This window comes from Curtobacterium sp. RM9, assembly GCF_054956955.1.
The window spans coordinates 323,264-344,831 of sequence record NZ_CM143271.1; the positions used below are offsets into that span (position 1 = coordinate 323,264).

22 protein-coding genes are annotated in these 21,568 nt (G+C 72.1%); 12 read left to right on the forward strand and 10 right to left on the reverse strand.

Annotated elements, in window-relative coordinates:
* The first annotated feature begins 134 nt into the window (after nt 1–134).
* The 6 genes from uriH to ACY3FI_RS01610 all read left to right on the forward strand — a co-directional run bounded on the left by uriH (nt 135) and on the right by ACY3FI_RS01610 (nt 5,280).
* Nucleotides 135–1,172, forward strand: a complete 1,038-nt coding sequence (gene uriH, locus ACY3FI_RS01585) for a uridine-preferring nucleoside hydrolase UriH (protein ID WP_462548977.1) — start codon at nt 135–137, stop codon at nt 1,170–1,172.
* Nucleotides 1,173–1,177: 5 nt separating this feature from the next.
* Nucleotides 1,178–2,587: a uridine transporter UriT gene (uriT, locus tag ACY3FI_RS01590; protein ID WP_462548978.1), complete on the forward strand. Its 1,410-nt coding sequence runs from the start codon at nt 1,178–1,180 to the stop codon at nt 2,585–2,587.
* On the forward strand, nt 2,584–3,441 hold the full coding sequence (locus ACY3FI_RS01595) for a ribokinase (RefSeq protein WP_462548979.1): 858 nt from the start codon (nt 2,584–2,586) through the stop codon (nt 3,439–3,441). Before uriT ends, ACY3FI_RS01595 begins: the two co-directional genes overlap by 4 nt.
* 30 nt (nt 3,442–3,471) lie before the next feature.
* Nucleotides 3,472–4,407, forward strand: a complete 936-nt coding sequence (locus ACY3FI_RS01600; protein WP_462548980.1) for a Ppx/GppA family phosphatase — start codon at nt 3,472–3,474, stop codon at nt 4,405–4,407.
* A 96-nt stretch (nt 4,408–4,503) separates the two neighbouring features.
* Nucleotides 4,504–5,058, forward strand: a complete 555-nt coding sequence (locus tag ACY3FI_RS01605; RefSeq protein ID WP_462548981.1) for a hypothetical protein — start codon at nt 4,504–4,506, stop codon at nt 5,056–5,058.
* A gap of 9 nt (nt 5,059–5,067) precedes the next feature.
* On the forward strand, nt 5,068–5,280 hold the full coding sequence (locus ACY3FI_RS01610) for a hypothetical protein (protein WP_462548982.1): 213 nt from the start codon (nt 5,068–5,070) through the stop codon (nt 5,278–5,280).
* Nucleotides 5,281–5,376: 96 nt separating this feature from the next.
* On the opposite strand, the gene ACY3FI_RS01615 is transcribed toward ACY3FI_RS01610, so the two are convergent.
* Nucleotides 5,377–5,967, reverse strand: coding sequence for a putative antibiotic biosynthesis monooxygenase (locus ACY3FI_RS01615; protein ID WP_462548983.1), 591 nt, complete (start codon nt 5,965–5,967; stop codon nt 5,377–5,379).
* Between the two features lie 76 nt (nt 5,968–6,043).
* On the opposite strand from ACY3FI_RS01615, the gene ACY3FI_RS01620 reads away from it, so the two are divergent.
* Nucleotides 6,044–6,523, forward strand: coding sequence for a DUF6328 family protein (locus tag ACY3FI_RS01620; RefSeq protein WP_462548984.1), 480 nt, complete (start codon nt 6,044–6,046; stop codon nt 6,521–6,523).
* On the opposite strand, the gene ku is transcribed toward ACY3FI_RS01620, so the two are convergent.
* Entirely contained in the window at nt 6,520–7,572 is a 1,053-nt protein-coding gene (gene ku / locus ACY3FI_RS01625) for a non-homologous end joining protein Ku (RefSeq protein WP_462548985.1), read from the reverse strand. The genes ACY3FI_RS01620 and ku overlap by 4 nt on opposite strands.
* Nucleotides 7,573–7,664: 92 nt before the next feature.
* Between ku and ACY3FI_RS01630 the strand changes: the two genes are divergently transcribed.
* The 4 genes from ACY3FI_RS01630 to ACY3FI_RS01645 all read left to right on the forward strand — a co-directional run bounded on the left by ACY3FI_RS01630 (nt 7,665) and on the right by ACY3FI_RS01645 (nt 11,971).
* Nucleotides 7,665–8,207: a hypothetical protein gene (locus ACY3FI_RS01630; protein WP_462548986.1), complete on the forward strand. Its 543-nt coding sequence runs from the start codon at nt 7,665–7,667 to the stop codon at nt 8,205–8,207.
* Between the two features lie 34 nt (nt 8,208–8,241).
* Nucleotides 8,242–9,132: an SDR family oxidoreductase gene (locus ACY3FI_RS01635; protein WP_462548987.1), complete on the forward strand. Its 891-nt coding sequence runs from the start codon at nt 8,242–8,244 to the stop codon at nt 9,130–9,132.
* Nucleotides 9,133–9,175: 43 nt separating this feature from the next.
* Complete coding sequence (locus ACY3FI_RS01640) at nt 9,176–11,698, forward strand: ATP-dependent DNA ligase (protein ID WP_462548988.1); 2,523 nt, start codon at nt 9,176–9,178, stop codon at nt 11,696–11,698.
* Between the two features lie 141 nt (nt 11,699–11,839).
* The gene (locus tag ACY3FI_RS01645) at nt 11,840–11,971 is read left to right on the forward strand and encodes a hypothetical protein (protein WP_462548989.1); all 132 of its coding nucleotides are present in this window, start codon (nt 11,840–11,842) and stop codon (nt 11,969–11,971) included.
* Between the two features lie 69 nt (nt 11,972–12,040).
* Here the strand turns inward: ACY3FI_RS01645 and ACY3FI_RS01650 are convergent, their stop codons facing one another.
* The 8 genes from ACY3FI_RS01650 to ACY3FI_RS01685 form a co-directional block, all read right to left on the reverse strand.
* Nucleotides 12,041–12,217: a hypothetical protein gene (locus tag ACY3FI_RS01650; RefSeq protein WP_462548990.1), complete on the reverse strand. Its 177-nt coding sequence runs from the start codon at nt 12,215–12,217 to the stop codon at nt 12,041–12,043.
* 10 nt (nt 12,218–12,227) lie between these two features.
* Nucleotides 12,228–13,301 (reverse strand): sugar phosphate isomerase/epimerase family protein, encoded by a 1,074-nt coding sequence (locus ACY3FI_RS01655; RefSeq protein WP_462548991.1) that lies wholly within the window; start codon nt 13,299–13,301, stop codon nt 12,228–12,230.
* A gap of 178 nt (nt 13,302–13,479) precedes the next feature.
* Nucleotides 13,480–14,163, reverse strand: coding sequence for a fumarylacetoacetate hydrolase family protein (locus tag ACY3FI_RS01660; RefSeq protein WP_462548992.1), 684 nt, complete (start codon nt 14,161–14,163; stop codon nt 13,480–13,482).
* A 46-nt stretch (nt 14,164–14,209) separates the two neighbouring features.
* Entirely contained in the window at nt 14,210–14,425 is a 216-nt protein-coding gene (locus ACY3FI_RS01665; protein ID WP_462548994.1) for a hypothetical protein, read from the reverse strand.
* Nucleotides 14,412–14,603 (reverse strand): hypothetical protein, encoded by a 192-nt coding sequence (locus tag ACY3FI_RS01670; protein ID WP_462548995.1) that lies wholly within the window; start codon nt 14,601–14,603, stop codon nt 14,412–14,414. The genes ACY3FI_RS01665 and ACY3FI_RS01670 overlap by 14 nt, the downstream gene beginning before the upstream one ends.
* A 258-nt stretch (nt 14,604–14,861) precedes the next feature.
* Nucleotides 14,862–17,333 (reverse strand): phosphoketolase family protein, encoded by a 2,472-nt coding sequence (locus ACY3FI_RS01675; protein ID WP_462548996.1) that lies wholly within the window; start codon nt 17,331–17,333, stop codon nt 14,862–14,864.
* A 124-nt stretch (nt 17,334–17,457) separates the two neighbouring features.
* Nucleotides 17,458–18,060 carry a DnaJ family domain-containing protein gene (locus tag ACY3FI_RS01680; RefSeq protein WP_462548997.1) on the reverse strand — a complete coding sequence of 201 codons (603 nt, stop codon included), beginning with the start codon at nt 18,058–18,060 and terminating at the stop codon, nt 17,458–17,460.
* 37 nt (nt 18,061–18,097) lie between these two features.
* Nucleotides 18,098–19,915 (reverse strand): glycoside hydrolase family 15 protein, encoded by a 1,818-nt coding sequence (locus ACY3FI_RS01685; RefSeq protein WP_462548998.1) that lies wholly within the window; start codon nt 19,913–19,915, stop codon nt 18,098–18,100.
* A gap of 514 nt (nt 19,916–20,429) precedes the next feature.
* On the opposite strand from ACY3FI_RS01685, the gene ACY3FI_RS01690 reads away from it, so the two are divergent.
* A complete protein-coding gene (locus ACY3FI_RS01690) occupies nt 20,430–21,557 on the forward strand; it encodes an RtcB family protein (protein ID WP_462550388.1) in 1,128 nt (375 codons plus the stop codon).
* The last annotated feature ends 11 nt before the right edge of the window (nt 21,558–21,568 follow it).

A 21,568-nucleotide genomic window follows, 5' to 3' on the forward strand; every position in this document is an offset into this window, starting at 1 on the left:
CAAGCGTTTGACGTGGTCTGATGTCAAACGCTTGACGTGCCGCGCCGGAGTTGGTTCCTCCACGACGCGGACCCCACCACGTCAGCACCGACTTCCCGGTCGACCAGTACCCCCCAACGAAGTGGAGCCCCAAGGTGTCCGACGCGACGACGCGCAAGATCATCCTCGACTGCGACCCCGGCCACGACGACGCCGTGGCCATGCTGCTGGCACACGGCAACCCGGACATCGAGCTCCTCGCCGTGACCACCGTCGTCGGCAACCAGACGCTCGAGAAGGTCACGCGCAACGCCCTCGCCGTCGCCCGGATCGCCGGCATCACGGGCATCCCGTTCGCCGCCGGCTCCCCGCGGCCGCTGCTGCGCGAGATCGAGGTCGCGCCGGAGATCCACGGCGAGAGCGGCCTCGACGGGCCGATGCTCCCCGAGCCGTCCTTCGAGCTGGACGAGCGGCACGCGGTGGACCTCATCATCGACACCGTGATGGCGCACGAGCCCGGCACGGTCACGATCGTGCCGACCGCGGGCCTGACGAACATCGCCCTCGCGGTGCGCAAGGAGCCCCGGATCGTCGAGCGCGTCAAGGAGGTCGTCCTGATGGGCGGCGGCGTGCACGTCGGCAACTGGAGCCCCGTCGCCGAGTTCAACATCGTCATCGACCCCGAGGCCGCCTCGATCGTGTTCGAGGCCGGCTGGGACGTCGTGATGGTCGGCCTCGACCTGACGCACCAGGCGCTCGCGACGCCCGAGGTCGCCGCGCGCATCGCCGCCGTCGGCACCGGTCCCGCCGCCTTCGTCGGTGAGCTCCTCGAGTTCTTCGGCAAGGCCTACGAAGACGCCCAGGGCTTCGACGCGCCGCCCGTGCACGACCCCTGCGCCGTCGCGTACGTCATCGACCCCACGATCGTCCGGGCCGTCAAGGTGCCGATCCACGTCGAGACGCAGGGCACCCTCACGCTCGGCATGACCGTCGCCGACTTCCGTTCGCCCGCGCCGGAGGACTGCCGCACGAGCGCCGCGATGGAGCTCGACCACGGCCGGTTCTGGGACCTCGTGGTCGACGCGCTCGAGCGGATCGGCGAGACGCCCGACACCGGCTGGTCCCCGCGCGCCGCCGCGGCCGCGGTCGAGGACGCCGACGCCACCGTGACCGTCACTGCGCAGGAGCGCTGAGCGGCATGACCACCACCTCGACGACGAAGTCGACCGCTGCCCTCACCGCCGCCCTGCTCGCGGCGTGCGTCGCGTTCCAGCTCAACGCGAGCATGCTCAACCCCGCGCTCGCGACGATGGCGGAGGAGCTCCGCACCGACGACGCGACCATCGGGCTCTCCCAGACGCTGTTCTTCACGATCGCCGCGCTGTTCTCGCTGTTCCTCCCGCGCCTGTCCGACATCGTCGGCCGCAAGCGGGTCCTGGTCGGCATGCTCCTCGTGATGCTCGTCGGCAGCGTCGTCGCGGCCCTCGCCGTGAACGTCCCGATGCTCTTCGTCGGCCGCATGATCCAGGGGGTGACCGGACCCGTCGTGCCGATCGGCCTGCTCGTCCTCCGCAACGAGATCGCCGACCCGAAGCGTTACGGCGCGGCACTCGGCCTGCTCACCGCGGTGAACGGCGGCATCGCGGGTGTCGACGCCCTCGCCGGCGGCTGGATCGCGACGAACTTCGGCTTCCGCGGCATCTTCTGGGTGATCGCCGTCGTCACGGTGATCGCGGCGCTCATGGTCGCGGCGTGGGGCGTCGAGTCGAAGCCCTCAGCCGGGACCCGGATGGACTGGTGGGGCGTGCTGCCCCTGGTCGTCAGCGTCGGGGCACTGCTCACGGCGTTCAACGAGGCCGGCAAGCTCGGCGCCGCGAACTGGGCGCACGTGGTCGGCGGGATCGTCGTCGCGCTGGTCGCGTTCGCGGTCTTCTGGGCGGTCGAGTCCCGCGTCCGGGAACCGCTCGTCGAGACGCGGTTCCTCACGCGCCGTGGCACGTGGGCGCTCCTCGTCACGACGCTGCTCACGATGACCGGCGTGTTCGCGGTCGTGAACGGCCTCGTCACGAGCCTCGCGCAGAACGGCGACGTCGGCTTCGGCATGGAGCCGGACCTGGCCTCGCTCGCCTTCCTCACCCCGTACGCACTGGTCGGGTGGATCGTCGGCCCCTTCGCCGGTCGCCTGGCCCCGTCGCTCGGGTACCGGGCCGTCCTGCGCGTCGGACTCGTCGGCAGCATCGTCGCGACCCTCGTGATGGCCCTCGTCGGCGTGCACTCGTTGCCCGTGCTCGTCGCCGCGACGGTGCTCATCGGCATCACGTACGCGGGCATCGCGAACATCATCCTGAACGGGCTCGGCATCGTGCTCTCCCCCGCGTCGAACCCCGGGTTCCTCCCCGGGCTCAACGCCGGTGCGTTCAACCTCGGCGCAGGCATCAGCTTCGCGGTCCTGCCGGCCCTGCAGACCGCGCTCGGCACCGGCGGGTCCGCCGGCACCGCCGGGTACTCCGGTGGCATGCTGCTCGGTGCCGCGATCACCTGCGCGGCCCTCGCCACGTCCTTCCTCATCCCGCGCCCGGCCTCGGCCGAGACAGGAGCAGCCGCATGACCGGCATCGTCGTCGTGGGCAGCCTCAACGCGGACCTCGTGGTCCGCACGGAGCGCTTCCCGCAGCCCGGGGAGACCCTGCACGGGTCCGACCTCGCGATCCTCCCGGGGGGCAAGTCCGCCAACCAGGCGGTGGCAGCCGGGAGGCTCGGGGGCACCGTGCACATGATCGGTGCGGTCGGCGACGACGGGAACGGCGCGCTGCTCCGCGACTCCGTCGCGGCCGCCGGCGTCGACACCACGCACGTCGCCTTCCGCGAGGGGGTCCCCACCGGCACCGCCGTGATCACGGTCGACCGCGCCGGCGAGAACACCATCGTGATCTCCGGCGGCGCGAACGCCACGCTCACGCCCGAGGACGTGCCGGCCGACGCCTTCGCGGGTGCCGGGGTGCTCGGGCTCTGCCTCGAGGTCTCGATCGACGTCGTCCTCGCCGCCGCGCGTGCCGGTCGTGCCGCCGGCGTCACGGTGCTGACGAACCTGTCGCCGTTCGGAGCGGTGCCGCAGGAACTCCTCGACCTGACCGACGTCCTGCTCGTCAACGAGCACGAGGCCGCGGAACTCGGGGACCACGGCGTCGCCCGGTCGATCGTCACCCGGGGCGGCGCTGGGTGCACCGTGCACGACGGGGACGCCGAGCCGGTCGAGGTCGCGGCCGTCCGGGTGGAGGCCGTCGACACCACGGGCTGCGGTGACGCGTTCATGGGAGCGGTGGCGCTCCGCCTCGACGCGGGGGACTCCCTGGTCGACGCCGCGCGGTACGCCGTCGGGGTCGGGGCGTACGCCGCGACGAAGGCGGGCGCGCAGGCGTCCTACCCGACCCCTGCGGAACTGGAGCAGTTCCTGCGGGCCTGACCCGCGCCTCCAGGCCGCTAGCGTGGTGGCATGCGCGTGGGAGTCCTCGACATCGGGTCCAACACCGGCCACCTCCTCGTGGTGGACGCGCACGGCGGGGCAGCTCCGCTCCCGGCGTCGTCGTTCAAGCAGCCGCTCCGCCTGGCCGAGCACCTCGATGACTCCGGTGCCGTGACGCAGGCAGGGGTCGACGCCCTCACCGCGTTCGTCGCCGAGTCCGTCCGGGTCGCCGAGGACCGCGGGTGCGAGGACATGCTCGCGTTCGCGACCTCGGCGGTCCGCGACGCGGTGAACTCCGAACAGGTGCTCGCGCACGTCGAGGCCGAGACGGGCGTCGAGCTCGCCGTCCTCGCGGGGGAGGACGAGGCGCGTCTGACCTTCCTCGCCGTCCGGCGGTGGTTCGGCTGGTCGGCCGGACGCCTGGCGGTGTTCGACATCGGCGGCGGCTCGCTCGAGATCGCCGGCGGCGCGGACGAGGCCCCCGACGTGGCGTGGTCGATGCCGATCGGCGCCGCCCGGCTCGCCCGCACCCACTTCGCCGACGGCACCCCCAGCGAGGACGACGTGCGCCGCATCCGGCACGAGATCCGCGTCGCGATCGCGCGGGACGCGGGGCTGCTCCTCCGGGCCGGGCGCCCGGACCGTGCCGTCGCGACCTCCAAGACCTTCCGGTCCGTCGCCCGGATCACCGGGGCGGCGCCGTCCGGAGCCGGCCCCCTCGTGCCCCGTGTCCTCGATGGCGCCGAACTCCGTCGCCTGCTGCCGTCGCTGCTGACGAAGTCCCTCGACGAGCTCGCGACGCTCCCGGGCGTCTCGCCGAGCCGCGCGCACCAGGTCGTCCCCGGCGCGCTGGTCGCCGAGGCGTGCCTCGACATCTTCGACCTGCCCGCGTTGGAGATCTGCCCGTGGGCGCTCCGCGAGGGCGTCATCCTCGAGCGGCTCGACCAGCTCTCGGTGCTCGGCTGATACTCACATTCTGGATCTTGACGGTCAGCGGACAACATCGCTAGCTTGTCAGAACCGGCGCGACGATGCGTCGGCAACGACTCGCAAGGAGCGAACATGCCCAAGTTCCGCACGACGCTGACCGGTGCTGCGATCAGCACAGTGCTCATCGCAGGGAGTCTGATCGCGGCGCCAGCTGCTCGGGCGACCGAGGCGCCCGCGATCCCGACCAGCGTCGTCGGCCGAGCAGGGACGGGGCAGGGCATCTCGCCCGCTGTCTTCGACCAGGCGATCGCCGAAGCGCGAGCGGCCGGAGCGATCACCGCCGAGACGCTGCAGGCGGACGGTACCCGCACCGTCACGATCGACGCAGGCGGTGATGCCTCGCTCGAGCTGAGCGCCCCCGGTGCCGGCCAACGACTCTCGGCGGGGTCCGACAGCTACGGGGGCGTGTTCGTCGGGTTCAATGCGTTCGACCAGAACATCATCATCAGCGGAGCGGCAGCGGGCCTGACGGCCGGGATCTGCCTCCTCGGCCCCGCCGTGTGCGCGGTCGCCACGATCGCGATCACGGTCGCCACGGTGGTGGTGTCCATGAACGGCGGCGTCAGGTGTGGCACCAAGTCGCTGCGTGTCTACCCGATCAGCAACAAGAAGCCGCGCTGCGCGTAGGAGGCCACCGTGTCCAAGATCCTCCGTGACCCCAGGTTCGCCGCCGTCGTCGCCGTTGCAGCACTCGTCGCTGGCGCTTCCATCGCGTCCGTCGGCGACGGCAACGGAACCTCCAATCAGTTCCTCGGGTCCGTCGTCATGGGCCTCGCGGCCGGAGGTGGCGGATGTTACGTCGGCACCACGATCCGCCACCGCCGTCGTCGGAGGGATCAGGACGGCTGACCGGCCGCCTCCACACACCGAGCGCCGCGTGACGCAGTCGTCGGTGCGGCGCTCAGGACGGGTACCGGCCAGCGGGTCGCCGTGAGGACGAAGGTGCTACGGGGACGATCGACGGCGAGGGGGTGCGAGCAGCCACGGGCGGATCAGGCCCGTCACGAAGGGGAGCACCCAGAAGGTCATGATCGGTGTGAGCACGAGCGTCGTGATCAGCACGCGGGGCAGCACGGGCAGGTGTCCGAACGCCGGGACGAGCCAGCCGACCAGGAACGTGAACGCCAGGTTGACCGGGAAGAACCCGAGCCAGATGCTCACCGCCTGCTTCCACCGCGGCGGAGCGCTCGACGACGGGGTGTCCTGCGGCGCATCGAACCAGCCCTCGATGCCGGTGCGCTTCTCGACGCGGGACTCCACCACGAGGTCGCGCCCCTGGTCGAGCCACCGGAGCCGGTCGTCGGAGTTCTCCCACGTGGCGAGCTGCTCGTGGTCGGCGAACCGGTAGAGCATGTGCCACTCGCGGCTGGTGGCGTGGGACCGGACCCAGCCCGAGCCGAGGAAGCCCGGGTAGCGGTTCGCCAGGTTGACGCCGGACTGCACCCAGGCGGTGGCGTCGGGGATGCGGTCGGGTTCGACGAGGCGGGTGATGGACACGGTGACGGGCGGGCCGGCGGTCACGGATGACGACTGCATGGACCCTGGCTCTTGTGGAGTCATGACACCAGTGTCGCCGAGTCGTGTTTCGGGCTCGTGTCACTACCTTCACGGTATGAGCGAGACGGAGCGTGGTCGGCACGAGACCCCGACCGAGCGGTGGGACCGGAACTGGTCGGACATCCAGCAGGAGCTGCGCATCGTGCAGACCGGCACGCAGATCCTCGCCGGCTTCCTCCTGACCCTGCCCTTCCAGCAGCGGTTCAGCACGCTGAGCCCGGGTGAGGAGACGATCTACCTCGTCCTGGTGGTCCTGGCCGTGGCGATCACCGTCGTGGCGCTGTCGGCCGTGTCGGCGCACCGGCTCGTGTTCCGGCAGCGGCAGAAGCACGACCTCGTCCGGGCCGGGAACGTCCTGCTCATCGCGGCGCTCGCGGCGAGTGCGCTGCTGTTCTCGGGGACGGTGCTGTTCGTGTTCGACGTGGTGATCGGGGACGTCGGTGGGCTCGTCGGCGGGATCACGGTGTTCGTGGGCACCGCGGTGCTCTGGGTGTCGATCCCGCTGGCGCTGCGGCGGACGCGGCGGGACGGCTAGCTCGCGCGCTTCCTCGCAGCCGGCTTCTTCGCGGGAGCCTCGTCCGCAGTGGCCTTCTTCGCAGCCGGCTTCTTCGCCGGGGCCTCCTTCGCGGGAGCCTTCTTCGCCGGGGCCTTCTCCGCCGTCGTCTTCCTCGCCGGAGCCTTCTCCGCCGGGGTCTCATCGTCGTCCGCAGCATCGTGACCCGCCGAGGATCGCGAGCCGGACGTCGATCGTGACCCCGCGCCTCCAGACCGGGACGAGGACCCCGACCCGGACCCGGACCGCTTCTTGTCGACGGACGCCCGGAGGGCCGCCATCAGGTCGATGACGTCCCCGCCCTCGTCGTCCTCGTCCTCGGCGCGCTCGCCGAACGTCTCCGCCGTGTCGACGTCGTCGCCAGCCTCGAGCTTGGCGTCGATGAGCTGCTGCAGCTCCTCCTGGTATGCGTCCGTGTAGCGGTCCGGGTCGAAGTCGGTCGACATGCTCTCGACGAGGGACGACGACATCTTCAGCTCGTTCGCGCTGACCTTCACCGACGTGTCGAGGGTCTTGAAGTCGGCTGCCCGGACCTCGTCTCCCCAGAGGAGCCCCTGCAGCAGGATGACGTCGTCGTTCACCCGCAGCACGCCGAGTCGGGTCTTCTGCCGGAGCGTGAACTGCACGATCGCGAGTCGGTCGGTCTTCGCCAGGGTCTCGCGGAGCAGCACGTACGCCTTGGGGGAGCGGGAGTCCGGCTCGAGGTAGTACGACTTCTCGAACATCATCGGGTCGACCTGCTCGACGGGCACGAACTCGAGGACCTCGATCTCGTGGGACTGCTCCTCGGGGAGCTGCTTGAAGTCGTCGGCGGTGAGCACGACGGTCTTGTCGCCGTCGTCGTAGGCGCGTTGGATGTCGGCGTACTCGACCTCGTGGCCGAACTCGCACACGCGCTTGTACTTGATGCGGCCCTTGTCCTCGTCGTGGACCTGGTGCAGGGAGACGTCGTGGGTCTCGGTCGCCGCGTACACCTTGATGGGCACGTTGACGAGCCCGAACGCGATGGAGCCCTTCCAGATCGACCTCATGCGCTCATGATGCCCGCCGTGGCGCGGACCCGCCCGCAGTTCTGAGCGATCCGGCAGGTGTGGGGCGACGGCGGAGGGCGTAGCCTGCGGGCATGACGGGGGACCAGGGGACAGCGACGCAGCTTCCCGACGTGACGCAGCAGCCGGACGACGACCACATGGACGCCGCGGGGTGGTGGCAGCTGGCGGGACTGACGGTGCTCGGCGCCGCGATCCCGCTCGTCCTGCTCACCCTCGGCGCGGCCCACGCGCCCTGGGTGATGGTGGTCGCCCTGTCGGTGGCGCTCGCCGTGGTGATGCCGGTGTCCCAGCTGCGGGACTGGTGGCGACGAGGTGGTCGGCGTGCGGTGCTCGCGACCAGACGGTGGGTCCGTGCGGGGCGCGTCCCTGCGGACGTCCCGACGGCCGTGTGGCGGCCGCGGGTGCAGCGCTGCGTCGACGACGCCCTGCGGCGTTCGGTCGTCGTGTGGGTCGCCGGGGGTCTCGCGGTCGTCTGGGCGGTCCTCGCCGCGACCGGGCAACCGTCCGACTGGTGGTTCGCGCTCGTGTGGGCGGTCCTGGCGGTGACCCGCGCGGTGCAGGTCCGGGGCGAGCGAGCGGCGGGACGGCGGCTCCTGGACACCTCGGCGGCCTGAGACCCTCCCGGTCGCCCGCGAGCAGCATGGGCGCATGAGCCAGCTCGACAAGCAGGACCCGCGCTCCCAGTTCCCGCGACCACCGTTCCCGGCGCAGACCCAGCAGGGGTCCGGCCTGGCGAGCGCGATGGACCCGCAGCCCGACCACGGCGAGACGAGCTACCTCGGCACGGGGCGGATGCCCGGCTACCGGGTGCTCGTCACCGGCGCAGACTCGGGCATCGGCCGTGCTGCGGCGATCGCGATGGCGAAGGAGGGCGCCGACGTCGCACTGACCGCCCTGCCCGAGGAGCGCGAGGACCTGGAGCAGGTGCGCGACGTGATCGGTGACCTCGGGCGCAAGGCGGTCCTGCTGCCGGGCGACCTGACCGACGAGGCGTTCTGCGACGTCCTCGTGCAGGACGCCGTCAGCGAGCTCGGCGGGCTCGACGCCCTCGTCCTCGTCGCCGGCCACCAGCAGGTGCACGAGGACGTCACCGCGCAGTCGACCGAGGACTTCGACCGCACGATGAAGGTGAACCTGTACTCGCTGTTCTGGCTCGTCCGCGCCGCCGTGCCGCACATGGCGCCGGGCAGCGCGATCGTCACGACGAGCTCCATCTCGGCCTACCAACCGCAGGACCGGATGATCGACTACGCGGCGACCAAGGCCGCGATCATCACGTACACGAACGGGCTCGCGCGGCAGCTGGCGGCGAAGGGCATCCGGGCCAACACCGTCGTGCCGGGACCGGTGTGGACACCGCTGCAGCCGATCAGCTACCCCGGCGACGAGATCGCGGCCTACGGGCAGGACACCCCGTTCGGCCGGCCGGCACAGCCGGTCGAGCTCGGCAGCGCGTACGTGTACCTCGCCGGACCGGAGTCGTCGTACACCTCCGGCACGACCCTCACGGTGGCGGGAGCGACCGGGGCCGCCCTGTGAACGCGACGGCGCGGTCGGCGCAGCGTGGACCGGCGGTCGCGCGGTGAGCCCCGCGACCCGGAAGACCACGGTGCTCGTCGGGGACCGCACGCTCGCCCTGACCAACACCGACAAGGTCCTCTACCCCGCGACCGGCACCACCAAGGGCCGCGTCATCGAGTACTACGAGCGGGTCGCGCCGTGGATGATCCCGCACGTGAAGGACCGCCCGGTGACCCGGAAGCGCTGGGCGAACGGCGTCGACGGGAAGGTCTTCTTCGAGAAGAACCTGCCCGACTCCGCCCCGGAGTGGGTGCGCCACCACACCATCGCGCACAAGGAGCACGACACCGAGTACCCGATCGTCGACGACCTGCCGACCCTGGTCTGGATGGCGCAGCAGGCGGCGCTCGAGCTGCACGTCCCGCAGTGGCGGTTCGGCCCACGCGGGGCGCAGCAGAACCCGGACCGGCTCGTCCTCGACCTGGACCCCGGCGAGGGCGTCGGCCTCCGCGAGTGCGTCGAGGTCGCCGTCGCTGCACGCGAGGTCCTGCAGGGCATGGGCCTCGACCCGTACCCGGTGACGAGCGGGTCGAAGGGCATCCACCTGTACGCGGGACTCGACGGCCGCGCGACGACCGCGCACGTCTCGGAGGTCGCGCACGAGCTCGCGCGGGCGCTCGAGCAGGACATGCCGGACCTCGTGCTGTCCTCGATGAGCCGCGCCGAGCGCACCGGCAAGGTGTTCGTCGACTGGTCCCAGAACAACGGCAACAAGACGACGATCGCGCCGTACTCGCTGCGCGGCCGTGACCGGCCGACGGCCGCGGCGCCACGCACCTGGCGGGAACTCCAGGAGCGCGGGCTCGACCAGCTGGAACTGGACGAGGTCCTCGACCGCCTGGAGGCGCACGGCGACCTCCTGCACCCGGTCGCCTCCGCGGCGCTGTCGGTCGGGAGGCGCGACTCCGGTCACTGGGACAGCGACCGGACCCAGCGTGCGAACGACGCCCAGCAGCCGGGTCGCGACCGACTCGCGGCCTACCGCGCGAAGCGCGACGCGTCCAGGACGCCGGAGCCCGTGCCCGAGGACGCACCGACGGTGCGGGAGGACGGGACCCCGACGTTCGTGATCCAGGAGCACCACGCCACCCGCGACCACTACGACTTCCGGCTGGAGCACGACGGCGTGCTGGTGAGCTGGGCGCTGCCGAAGGGCGAACCGAGCGACCCGGGGAAGAACCACCTCGCGGTGATGACCGAGGACCACCCGCTCGAGTACGGCGGCTTCGAGGGGACGATCCCGGCGGGCGAGTACGGCGGCGGGACCGTCACGATCTGGGACGACGGCACCTACGAGCTCGAGAAGTGGCGCGAGGGCGAGGAGGTCATCGTCACGCTGCACGGTCGCACGAACGGCGTCCGCCGCCTGGCGCTCCTGCACACCCGTGGCCGCGGCCGCGGTGGGGACGGCGACGAGAAGAACTGGCTCATCCACCGCACCAAGGACCAACCCGACCGCCTCGCCGGCGGTGGCGGCGGGACGGACGGCAGCAGCGCCTCCCGACCGGCGACGCGGCCGCCCACGGACCGCAGGCGGATCGACCGGGCCGCACCGTCGTCGACGCCGCCGTCGGAACGGCGGGCGATGCTCGCGAGCCCGGTCCGGGGCGAGCCGCACCTCGACCCGGCGGAGTGGGCGTTCGAGATGAAGTGGGACGGCGTCCGCGCCCTCGCGACGGTCCGCGACGGCCGGGTCGCCCTGCGGAGCCGGAACGACAACGACCTGACCGACCAGTACCCGGAGCTGCAGGAGCTCGGGGAACGGGCCGGTGTCGACGGGGTGTACGACGGCGAGATCGTCGCGCTCGACGAGCACGGGCGCCCCTCGTTCCAGCTGCTGCAGAACCGGATGGGGCTCACGCGGAAGCGCGAGGTGGCGGCCGCGCAGGAGACGACCCCCGTGCGGCTGTTCCTGTTCGACGTGCTCGAGGCCGACGGGCACGACCTGACCCGCCTCGGCTACGACGCCCGGCGGCAGGCCCTGGAGACCGTGGTGCAACCGGGCGGGGCGATCGAGGTGCCGGCCGCCGCGGACGGTGACCTCGACGCTGCCGTCCGGGCGTCGCGGGAACGCGGTCTCGAGGGCGTCGTCGCGAAGAAGCGGTCCTCCCGGTACGCCGAGGGGCGGCGCTCGGAGGCGTGGGTGAAACGCAAGCACCACGCCGCGCAGGAGGTGGTCGTCGGCGGGTGGAAGCCCGGTGCAGGGCGACGGGCAGGCGGTGTCGGCTCGTTGCTGCTCGGCGTGCCCGGGCCGGACGGACTCGAGTACGTCGGCAAGGTCGGCACGGGGTTCCGTGACCGCGACCTCGACGAGATCGGTCGTGTGCTCGGACGTCTGGAGCGGAAGACCTCGCCCTTCGTGGACGTCCCTCGGCCGGACGCCAAGGACGCGCACTGGGTGACTCCCCAGCGCGTCGGTGAGGTCGAGTTCACCGAGTGGACCGGCGACGGTCGGCTGCGGCACCCGTCCTGGCGGGGCTGGCGGCCGGACAAGGGCCCCGAGGACGTCGTCCGCGAGGCGTGAGCATGCAGGTGCATGTTGTCCGTGGACCGCGTTCGGAGGCGTTCGTCCGTCCCCCGTTGCGTCGTCGCGGGGGACGATCCGCACCGGCCGGGACGCCCGGCGACGTGCGGCTGTTACGGTCGCCGGGACGGGAGGTCGGACATGAGCACGAGCAACTACCTACCGCCCTACGAGGCGGACGAACGCGGCTCCGAGCCGCCCACGGGGCACGAGGTGACGTACGCCGACTTCCTCGGCGACCAGGTGGACGACGACGAGGTCGACGCCGGCTGAGCCTCCGCACGTGGCGGTCGACCGGCCGGGTCGGCACCGATCGGCGCCCGGCCCGACCGGTCGAGCTGCTCAGGCGGCGGGCGCGGGCCCGTCGGCGGGCTCGGCGTGGTCGGCGACCGGGAGGTCCTCCTCGACGAGCTCGTCCTCCTCGGGCTCGACCACCTCGGCCGCGGCGGCCTTCGCCTCGTCGATGCTCTCCTGGGAGCGGCGGAGCAGGTCGTCGTCGTGCGGTGCGTGATCGGTCATGGCTCCGAGGTTACGCGGGCGCGCCTGTGTCGGCCTCGCGGTGGCTCCGCTGGGACGCGGGTGCGCCGGTGCTGGCGTCGGCTCCGCGCTGGCCGACGGCAGTGACCGCGTCGACGACACCCGGCAGCGCCGCGCCGCGATCGCGCGGGAGCACCGGGTGCGCGGCGCGGGTGTCGGCCGGTTCGTAGTCCACGGCCGAGGTGGGTGCCGGGCTCGACGGCATCGCCGGAGCCGGCGGGGCGCCGAACGCATCAGCGGCGTCGAGCACCGCCCGGGTGGCGGCCGCGGCCGTCCGGAGCGCATCGGCGATCGGCAGGGCACGGTGTGCGGGGGTGCGGACCTCCACGCCCCACGGCTCGTCGAACCCGAGGTCACGGACGGTACGGATCAGACCGGGGAGGTCCCAGGCGCCGGCACCCGGCAGGTGTCGGGCCTCGCGGGACTCCTCGGCGAGGGTCATGCCGGCCGGGGTGTGCAGGAGTCCGTCGCTCAGCTCGACGGCGGCGAGCGTGGCGGGCACGACGCCCTCGTGGATGGACGCGAAGGTCGATCCGCCACGGAGGGCGTGCATCGTGTCGAGCAGCAGCCCGCCGTTCGGGTGCCCGGCGGCTGCCACGAAGCGGGACGCCCGCTCGATCGTGGGCAGGTTCGACCACGGCTCCGGTTCGAGCACGAGCTGCGCGCCGACCTTCGCCGCCTGACCGGCGAGGTCGTTCCAGTCGTCGAGCATCCGCGGTGGCGTGACCCCGGGGACGGTCGTGTCCGCACGGGCGACGACCTGCCAGGCGCCGAGCATCGCGGCGGCCTCGAGCAGCACACCGCGGTCGGCGGACGCACCGTCGCCGCTCGTCGTGTCCGCGGCCCACCAGTGGTCGAGCGGACCGAGCTGCACCCAGACGATGCCGGCGCGGTCGAGCATCCGACGGAGCGCGGCGAAGCCGATGGTGGCCCGCACCTCGTGCAGGTCCTCGAGTCCCAGCGACAGTCCTGCGAAGCCCGCCGCTCCGACGGCGCCCACGCGCTCGTCGATCGGTTCGTCTCCGGCCCACGTCCAGGACGTGGCGAGCAGGTCGTGTTCCTGCACGGCGTCACCTCCGATGCCCGGTCGGGGACGATGACCCGCACGGGCGGCCGCGGCCCGTGGTCCGAGACGTCGCGGTCCCCGGTGCGACGTCACGACCGTTCTACGCGCTCGGACTGCGAACGCTCCCAGTCCGACCGAACCCGCGCACAACGGCTCGGCGCCGGTGCGGTGTCGGCGGTCAGACGATCCGCGTGCGCACCGACCCGACACCTGCGATCGTCCCCTCGACCACGTCCCCACGGTCGAGCGGGCCGACACCCTCGGGCGTCCCCGTCATGAGCAGGTCACCCGGCGCGAGGGCGACGAACCGCGAGAGCTCCGCGACCGTCTCGGCCACCGACCAGATCTGGTCCGCGAGGTCCCCGGACTGCCGGAGCACCCCGCCGACCCGGAGTTCCACCGCGCCTCGCGTGGGATCGACCTCGGAGGCGGGCACGAGCGTGCCGATGGGCGCCGACGCGTCGAACCCCTTCGCGGTGTCCCACGGACGGCCGAGTCGCTTGGCCTCGGCCTGGAGGTCGCGTCGCGTGAGGTCGATGCCGACGCCGTACCCCCACACCAGGTCGAGCGCTCGTGCCGGATCGACGTCGGCGCCCGCCGTGCCGATGGCCACGACGAGCTCGACCTCGTGCTCGAGCCGCGCCGTCGCCGGCGGGTAAGGCGTGTCCGCGCCGTCCGCCACCACCGCGTCCGCCGGCTTCGTGAAGAAGAACGGCGGCTCGCGGTCGGGATCGTGGCCCATCTCGCGGGCGTGGGCCGCGTAGTTCCGGCCGACGCAGAAGACACGGCGGACGGGGAAGCGACCGCCCGTCGTCGTGGGGACGGTCGGGAGGGTCGGGGCCGGGATGACGAGGGCGTGCACGTCTCCAGGGTGGCAGGACGACGGACGGCCCGCTCGCTGCTGGCGTTCAGCCCTCGCTGACGGAGGCCTCCCACCGCAGGCGCCGGGCACGGGCACGCTCCTGCCGTTCCCGCCACTCGATCCGCGCTGCGGCCAGGCGTTCCTCAGCACGCTTCTCGCGCATCAGCGGGCCGTAGTGCGGGTCGGCCAGGAGGACCGGCCAGCTCCGCTCCATGTGATCGAGCCGTCGCTTGAAGCTGGCGTCGTCCTCACGCGAGATCATCGTCAGGTCCTTCCTCGTCGTCGCGTTCGTCCCGGGTGTTCCTCGCCGCGTGCTCGACGAGGGCGTCCTGCACCCAGTGGTCGTCCGCTGTCGCCCATGCCCGCGTCAGCACGGCGTGTGCCATGAGCGACGCGGCGTCGCGTTGCCGATCGTCGTCCGACAGCGCGCGTTCGACCACCCACGATCAACGCTGCCACCACGTGTCGCGGTGTCCCAAGAACTCTGTGTTCTGCCGCCCCCGGCGGCCCTCAGCGATCGTGACGGCCACGCTCATGACCGCCACGGCAGCACTCGACAACGACACCACCGCACTCGCCCACCCCGTTCCCATGCCCGCAGCCTGACGCACGAGGACCGGCCACGCGTCGGGCGTGACCGGTCCTGTGGGTGGTGCGCCGCGCCTCCCGGCTGTGCAGGGCGGACCGCGGCTGCGACGCTAGTTGCCCGGCGCCGATCCTTCGCTCTCGCCCGCACCCGGGTCCCCGCCGGTCCCGCCGGACGTCGGCTCGTCCTGCGGCCATCCGGAGAACCGCCACTCGCCGACCGACGGGTGGTCCTCGCCCCGCGAGTACGCGAAGTCGCGGGCCGCCTCCCGCGCCTCCGACAGCTTGGCGAGCAGGCCCTCGTGCGCAGTCGCGTCGACCCGGGTCAGGGCGTCGTGCGCGAGCGCGAACCGGTCCATCTCGTTGCGCATCAGCATGTCGAAGGGCGAGGTCGTCGTGCCCTGCTCGAGGAAGCCGTGCACGTGCAGGTCGTCGTGCCCGTTCCGACGGTAGGTCAGCTGGTGCACGAGCGACGGGTAGCCGTGGAAGGCGAACACCGCCGGGGTGCCGGGCAGGAAGACCTCGTCGTACCGCTCGTCGGAGACCGGGTGCTCGTGCTTCCGCGGGTCGCCGAGCGCGAGCAGGTCGACCACGTTGACGACCCGGACACCGACCCCGTGGGCGTGCTGCCGGATGATGTCCGCGGCGGCGACCGTCTCGACCGTGGGGACGTCCCCCGCGGAGACGAGCACGACGTCGACGCGGCCGACCTCGGACTCCGTTCCAGCCCAGTCCCAGACACCCAGACCGGCGTCCGCGTGGGCGATCGCGTCGGGCAGCGACAGGAACACGGGTTCGGGGTGCTTCCCGGCGACGATCACCTCGATGCGGTCGGTCGTCTCGAACGCGTGCGCGGCGACCGCGAGCAGGGTGTTCGCGTCGGCCGGCAGCTTGATCCGGACGAGGTCCTGCTGCTTCGACGCCACGACGTCGAGGAAGCCCGGGTCCTGGTGCGAGAAGCCGTTGTGGTCCTGCCGCCAGACGTGCGACGACAGCAGGATCGACAGGTTCGACACCGGTGCCCGCCAGTCGATGTCGGTCGACGACTCGAGCCACTTCGCGTACTGACCGACCATCGAGTCGATGATGTGCGCGAAGGCCTCGTACGTGTTCAGCACGCCGTGTCGGCCGGAGAGCACGTAGCCCTCGAGCAGCCCCTCGAGCAGGTGCTCGGACAGCACCTCGGTCACGCGGCCGTGTGCGCCGAGGTGCTCGTCGCCGGGGCCACGACGGGCACGCCACACGCGCTGCGTCACGTCGAACACCGCGTCGAGCTTGTTCGAGATCGTCTCGTCCGGGCCGAACAGCCGGAACGTCGACGGGTTGCGCTGCATCAGCGCGGCGATCCACGGACCGAGCGTCGCGGTGGCGCTCGCCGTTGCGCCGGCCTCGACCCCGAAGTCGTCGAGCGCGGGCCGGTCGAGCGCGGTGCGGATCCGGCCGCCGTTCGCGTGCGGCGTGGCACTCATCCGGTGCTCGCCCTGCGGACGGATCGTCGTCTGGATGCCGATGGGCAGCCCGTCCTCGTCGAAGAGCTCCTCCGGCCGGTACGACCGCATCCACTCCTCGAGCTGGCGTCGGTGCTCGTCGTTCTCGCGCACGGCGGGCAGCGGCACCTGGTGGGCGCGGAACGTCCCCTCGACCTGCTCCCCGTCGACCTCCTTCGGCCCGGTCCAGCCCTTCGGCGTCCGGAGCACGATCATCGGCCACCGAGGCCGCAGGTCGGCGGCACCGGCCGGCTGCCCGGTGGCGGCGCGCTGCGCCTGGGCGCGGGCGGCCGCCTGGATGTCGTCGATGGTCGCGAAGGCCCGGCGGAGGGCGCCGTCGAACAGTGCGTGCACGGCGAACGGGTCGTGGTCGACCCGCGCGGAGTCGACGACGATCGGCTCGTACCCGAGGCCCCGGAAGTAGGCGGTGAGGTCCTCCTCCGGGATGCGGGCGAGGACCGTCGGGTTCGCGATCTTCCAGCCGTTGAGGTTGAGGATCGGCAGCACCGCACCGTCGGACACCGGGTCGAGGAAGGTGTGCGCCTGCCACGAACCGGACAGCGGACCGGTCTCGGCCTCACCGTCGCCGACCACGCAGGCGACGACGAGGTCGGGGTTGTCGAGTGCCGCGCCGTACGCGTGGGCGAGCGAGTAGCCGAGCTCACCGCCCTCGTTGATCGAACCGGGCGTCTCCGGGGCGGCGTGCGAGGGGATGCCGCCGGGGAACGAGAACTGCCGGAAGAACTTCCGGAGGCCCTCCGGGTCGGGCGTGATGTCGGGGTAGAGCTCGCCCCACGTGCCCTCGAGCCAGGCGTTCGCGTTCATCGCGGGTCCGCCGTGTCCGGGGCCGCAGATGTAGAGCAGGTCGCGGTCGGTCTCAGCGATGAGCGCGTTGCAGTGCGCGTACACGAGGTTGAGCGCCGGCGAGGTGCCCCAGTGGCCGAGGAGTCGTGGCTTCACGTCGTCCGGCTCGATCGGCCGGGTGAGGAGCGGGTTGTCGAGCAGGTAGATCTGCCCGACCGTCAGGTAGTTCGCGGCGCGCCACCAGGCGTCGATCGCCCGGATGCGGTCGGTGGTCGCGATGTGTGCGGGGGCCATGCCCCCACGGTACGGTCCGACCCCCTCCGGTGTTCCAGGAAGAGCGCGGGTGACGCCGTCGGTCCGGTCGGGAGGCGCGGCTCGGCCCCGCCGCGCGCCGCGGTTCCGGCGGATGGCGGGCCGATCAGGACCGACGCCACCAGCGCCGCGGGCGCGCCGCCTGGTCGGCTGCGGCACGGTCCGCCGCCGCACGCTCGTCCGCCGAGCGCTGGGCTGCGCGGCGGTCGTGCCACCGGTGCACCTCGGCGTCGACGTCACGCATCGGCGTCACCACCGGCGGGCCGCCGAGCAGCTGCCGCCGCGCCTCCTTCACCCGTGCGTTGAAGTCGACGAGGACCGCGCGCACGTCGTCCTCGGCGTGCAGCGCGTCCAGGTGGTCGTCGAGCTCGGCGTCCTCGGTCCGCAGCGCCAGGGCGGGCGGGGCGATGCCCCGGATCTCCTCGCGCTCGATCTTCGCCTTGATCCACCAGTCCGGGTCGTGCGTGCCGTCGTTCCCGGGCAGCGGCTTGCCGTGGTACGGGTTCCCCTCGAAGACCCCGCGCCGTTCGGCTTCCTCGATGCGGGCGCGGGCATGGCGTTCCACGTCCTGGGCCCGGAGCAACCGACGTTCCTCTCGGACCTCGTCGGGGTCGAGCGAACCGCGCTCGACCTCGCTGTCCACGAGCTGCTGGTAGCGGTACCGGGCAGCTCGTCGGAGTCGGTCCATGCGTGCGTCGACGTCGTTCATCGCGCTTCCATCATGCAACGCACCACCGGCAACCGGTTCAGGACCCGGTCGCGACCTCCTCGATCGTCAGCGCGGCCTGGATCAGCGCGAGGTGGGAGAGGCCCTGCGGGATGTTCCCCATGAAGGCGCCGTCGTCCGCGCTGAGCATCTCGCTGAACAGCCCGACGTCGTTCGCCTGCTCGACCATCTCGTCCATGAGCTCGCGGGCGTCGTCCACCCGCCCCACACACGCCATCGCGGCGGCGAGCCAGAACGAGCACGCGACGAACGGCGACTCCTCTTCGTCCATGCCGGAGTACCGGTAGACGAGCGGGCCGCGCTGGAGCTGGTCCTCGATCGCGCGGATCGTCGACTCCATGCGCGGTCCGCGGTCGAAGGCCGACATGGCGTGCAGCAGGATCGAGGTGTCGAGTGCGTCCGACCCCGGGTACATGACGTAGTGCCCGCGTTCCTCGTCCCACCCGTGCTCGGCCACCCACTGCTCGATGAGCTCGCGGTTCTCGATCCACTTCTCGCGCGGACCGTCGATCATGCCGGCGTCGTGCAGCTCGACCGCGGCGTCGAGCGCCTGCCAGCAGCCGATCTTGCTCGTCACGTAGTGCTGCGCCTCCTGTAGCTCCCACATGCCGGAGTCCTGCTCGGGCCACCGGTGGCAGGCGTCGTCGGCCAGCCGCTGCAGCACCCCCGCGGTCGCGCGGTCGAGCACGTTGCCCGCTCGGACGTACTGCCGCATGATCTCGAAGACGTCGCCCCACACACCGAGCTGCAGCTGGTTCCCCGCGCGGTTGCCGACCGTCACCGGCCCGATCCCGTTCCAACCGGGGACGTCACGTTCCTCGACGCTGTCCGTCTTCGAGCCGTCGAGCTCGTAGAAGATGGGCATGGTCTCGTCGTGCTCGGCGATCGTCCGCATCACCCACGAGACCGCGGCGTGGGTCTCCTCGCGCAGCCCGAAGCGGGTGAGCGCGTGCACGGTGTACGACAGGTCGCGCACCCAGGCGAACCGGTAGTCCCAGTTCTTCCCACCGGTGCGGTCCTCGGGGAGGCTCGTCGTCGGCGCTGCCGCGATCGCTCCGGTGGGGGAGTAGATGAGCAGCTTGAGGGCGAGGGCGCTCCGCTGCACGGCGTCCGACCAGGGGCCGTCGTAGTGGAACTCCTCGGACCAGGTCGACCAGTTCGCGATCGTCCGGTCCACCGCGTCGAGCGTGCGCTCCGGCTCGGGCAGGAAGATCGGCTCGTCATGGGTGCCGACGACCGTCAGGATCGACTTCGACCCCTCGGACGTCGAGAAGCGGCCGGAGAACCGCGGACCGTCGTCGTGCACCGGTTCGAAGCCCTGCTGGACGATGCCGATGGTGATGCCGTCGATGCCGATCACGGTGCCGTTGGCCGTGTCGAGGCGCTCCGGTTCCGCGGTGTTCAGCAGCGTGCCGGGGACCACGGCCCACTCCATCTCGACGGTGCCCTCGACGCCCTGCACGCAGCGCCCGATCTCGGCCCAGGGCAGGCGTCCGGCGACCCCGGTGACCATCGCGTCGGTGACGGTGCACGACCCGGAGTCGGTCGTCCACGTCGTGACGAGCACGTTCGTGCCGGGCAGGTACGCACGCTCGACCGCGGCGTCACCGGTGGGACGGAGCGCGATGTGGCCGCCGTGCTCGGCGTCGAGGATGCTCGCGAAGACGGGCGGGGAGTCCATCGCCGGGATCGGCAGCCAGTCGATCCGGCCGTCGCGGGCGATGAGCGCGACGGTCCGGCCGTCGCCGATCGCACCGTAGGAGCGCAGGGGCACGTAGCCGTCGGTGCGTTCCTCGTTGTCGTGTGCGTCGGGGGTGTCGCGGGTCCGCTCGGTCATGCCTCCACCCTGCCCGGTGCACGGGGGTGACCATCAGCCGGGCGTACCCCGCTGTGGAGGAGCCGCACCGCGCCTCCAGGCTGTGGACAGACGGCGACACGCCCGGGCCCACTTGTGCATCCCGGGCGTGTCGCACTAGGGTCGGTCCTCCTGCCCGACGGGCGGGGACCGCCCGCCCCGGGCATGCCGGAAGGACCGCGATGCACACCGTGCAGCACCGCGAACGCCGCGTCGAGCGCCAGCTCGAAGCGCTCGTCGTGCTGCCCGCGATGCAGTACGCGAGCCAGTCCCTCCGCGAACCCGCGTAGGCACGCGCCGTCACCCGACGTCCCGTGCCCACCCGGCCCGGGGCGTCCATCCCGTCGTTCCTCCGCGCGCTCCGTGCGCGGGAGGGCACGGAGGAACCGCTCGCCCCGGACCGTCACCACCGACGACCGTCCGGTCGTCGCACCGTCACGACGAAAGGCGAGACACCGTGGAGAAGATCGACGACAAGCTGCTCAGCTGGGCCTCGATGCTCGAGGAGAACACCGAGCAGCAGGCCCGCACGACCGCGCGGATGCCGTTCGTGTTCCCGCACCTGGCGCTCATGCCCGACGCCCACCTGGGGCTCGGGGCCACCGTGGGCTCGGTGATCCCGACCCTCGGCGCCGTGATGCCCGCAGCCGTCGGCGTGGACATCGGCTGCGGCATGATCGCGGTCCGCACGCAGTTCACCGCGGGCGACCTGCCGAGCGACCTGCAGCCCCTCCGGGAGCAGATCGAGCGGGCGGTCCCGCTGTCGGCCGGCGCGTCCAACCGGAAGATCGTCGCGACCGCGGCGCCGCGGATCGCGGAGCTCGAGACGATGGCCGCCGCGGCCGGGTTCGATCCGGCAGGAGCGCACGGCGGGTGGCGGAACCAGCTCGGCACGCTCGGCTCCGGCAACCACTTCATCGAGGTCTCCCTCGACGAGGAGGACCGGGTCTGGCTGTTCCTGCACTCCGGGTCGCGGGGCGTCGGCAACAAGATCGCGCAGCGGCACATCAAGGTCGCCAAGCGGATGATGCAGCGCTGGTGGATCGAGCTGGCGGACCCCGACCTGGCCTACCTGGTCGAGGGCACGCCGGAGTTCGACCGGTACGTCGCCGAGCTCCGGTGGGCGCAGCACTTCGCCCTGCTCAACCGCGAGGAGATGATGGACCGGGTCGTGCGGCAGCTGTCCGAGGTCACGGGCACCGCCGTCGACGAGCAGGAGCGGATCAACTGCCACCACAACTTCACGCAGCGTGAGACGCACTGGGGCAAGAGCGTGTGGGTCTCGCGGAAGGGTGCGATCCAGGCGACGGCCGGGCAGCCCGGGCTGATCCCCGGCTCGATGGGCACGGCGTCGTACGTCGTCGAGGGCGTCGGGAACAAGCCGTCGCTCGAGTCGTCGCCGCACGGTGCCGGCCGGCTGTTCTCGCGGTCGGCAGCGCGGCGGACCTTCACGCACGACGAGCTGCGGGCGGCGATGGTCGGGATCGAGTACCGCGACACCGACGCGTTCCTCGACGAGATCCCCGCTGCCTACAAGCCGATCGATCAGGTGATGGCGGACGCCGCGGACCTCGTCCGGGTCCGGCACACGCTGCGACAGGTCGTGAACGTCAAGGGCGACTGACGCCGGACGGG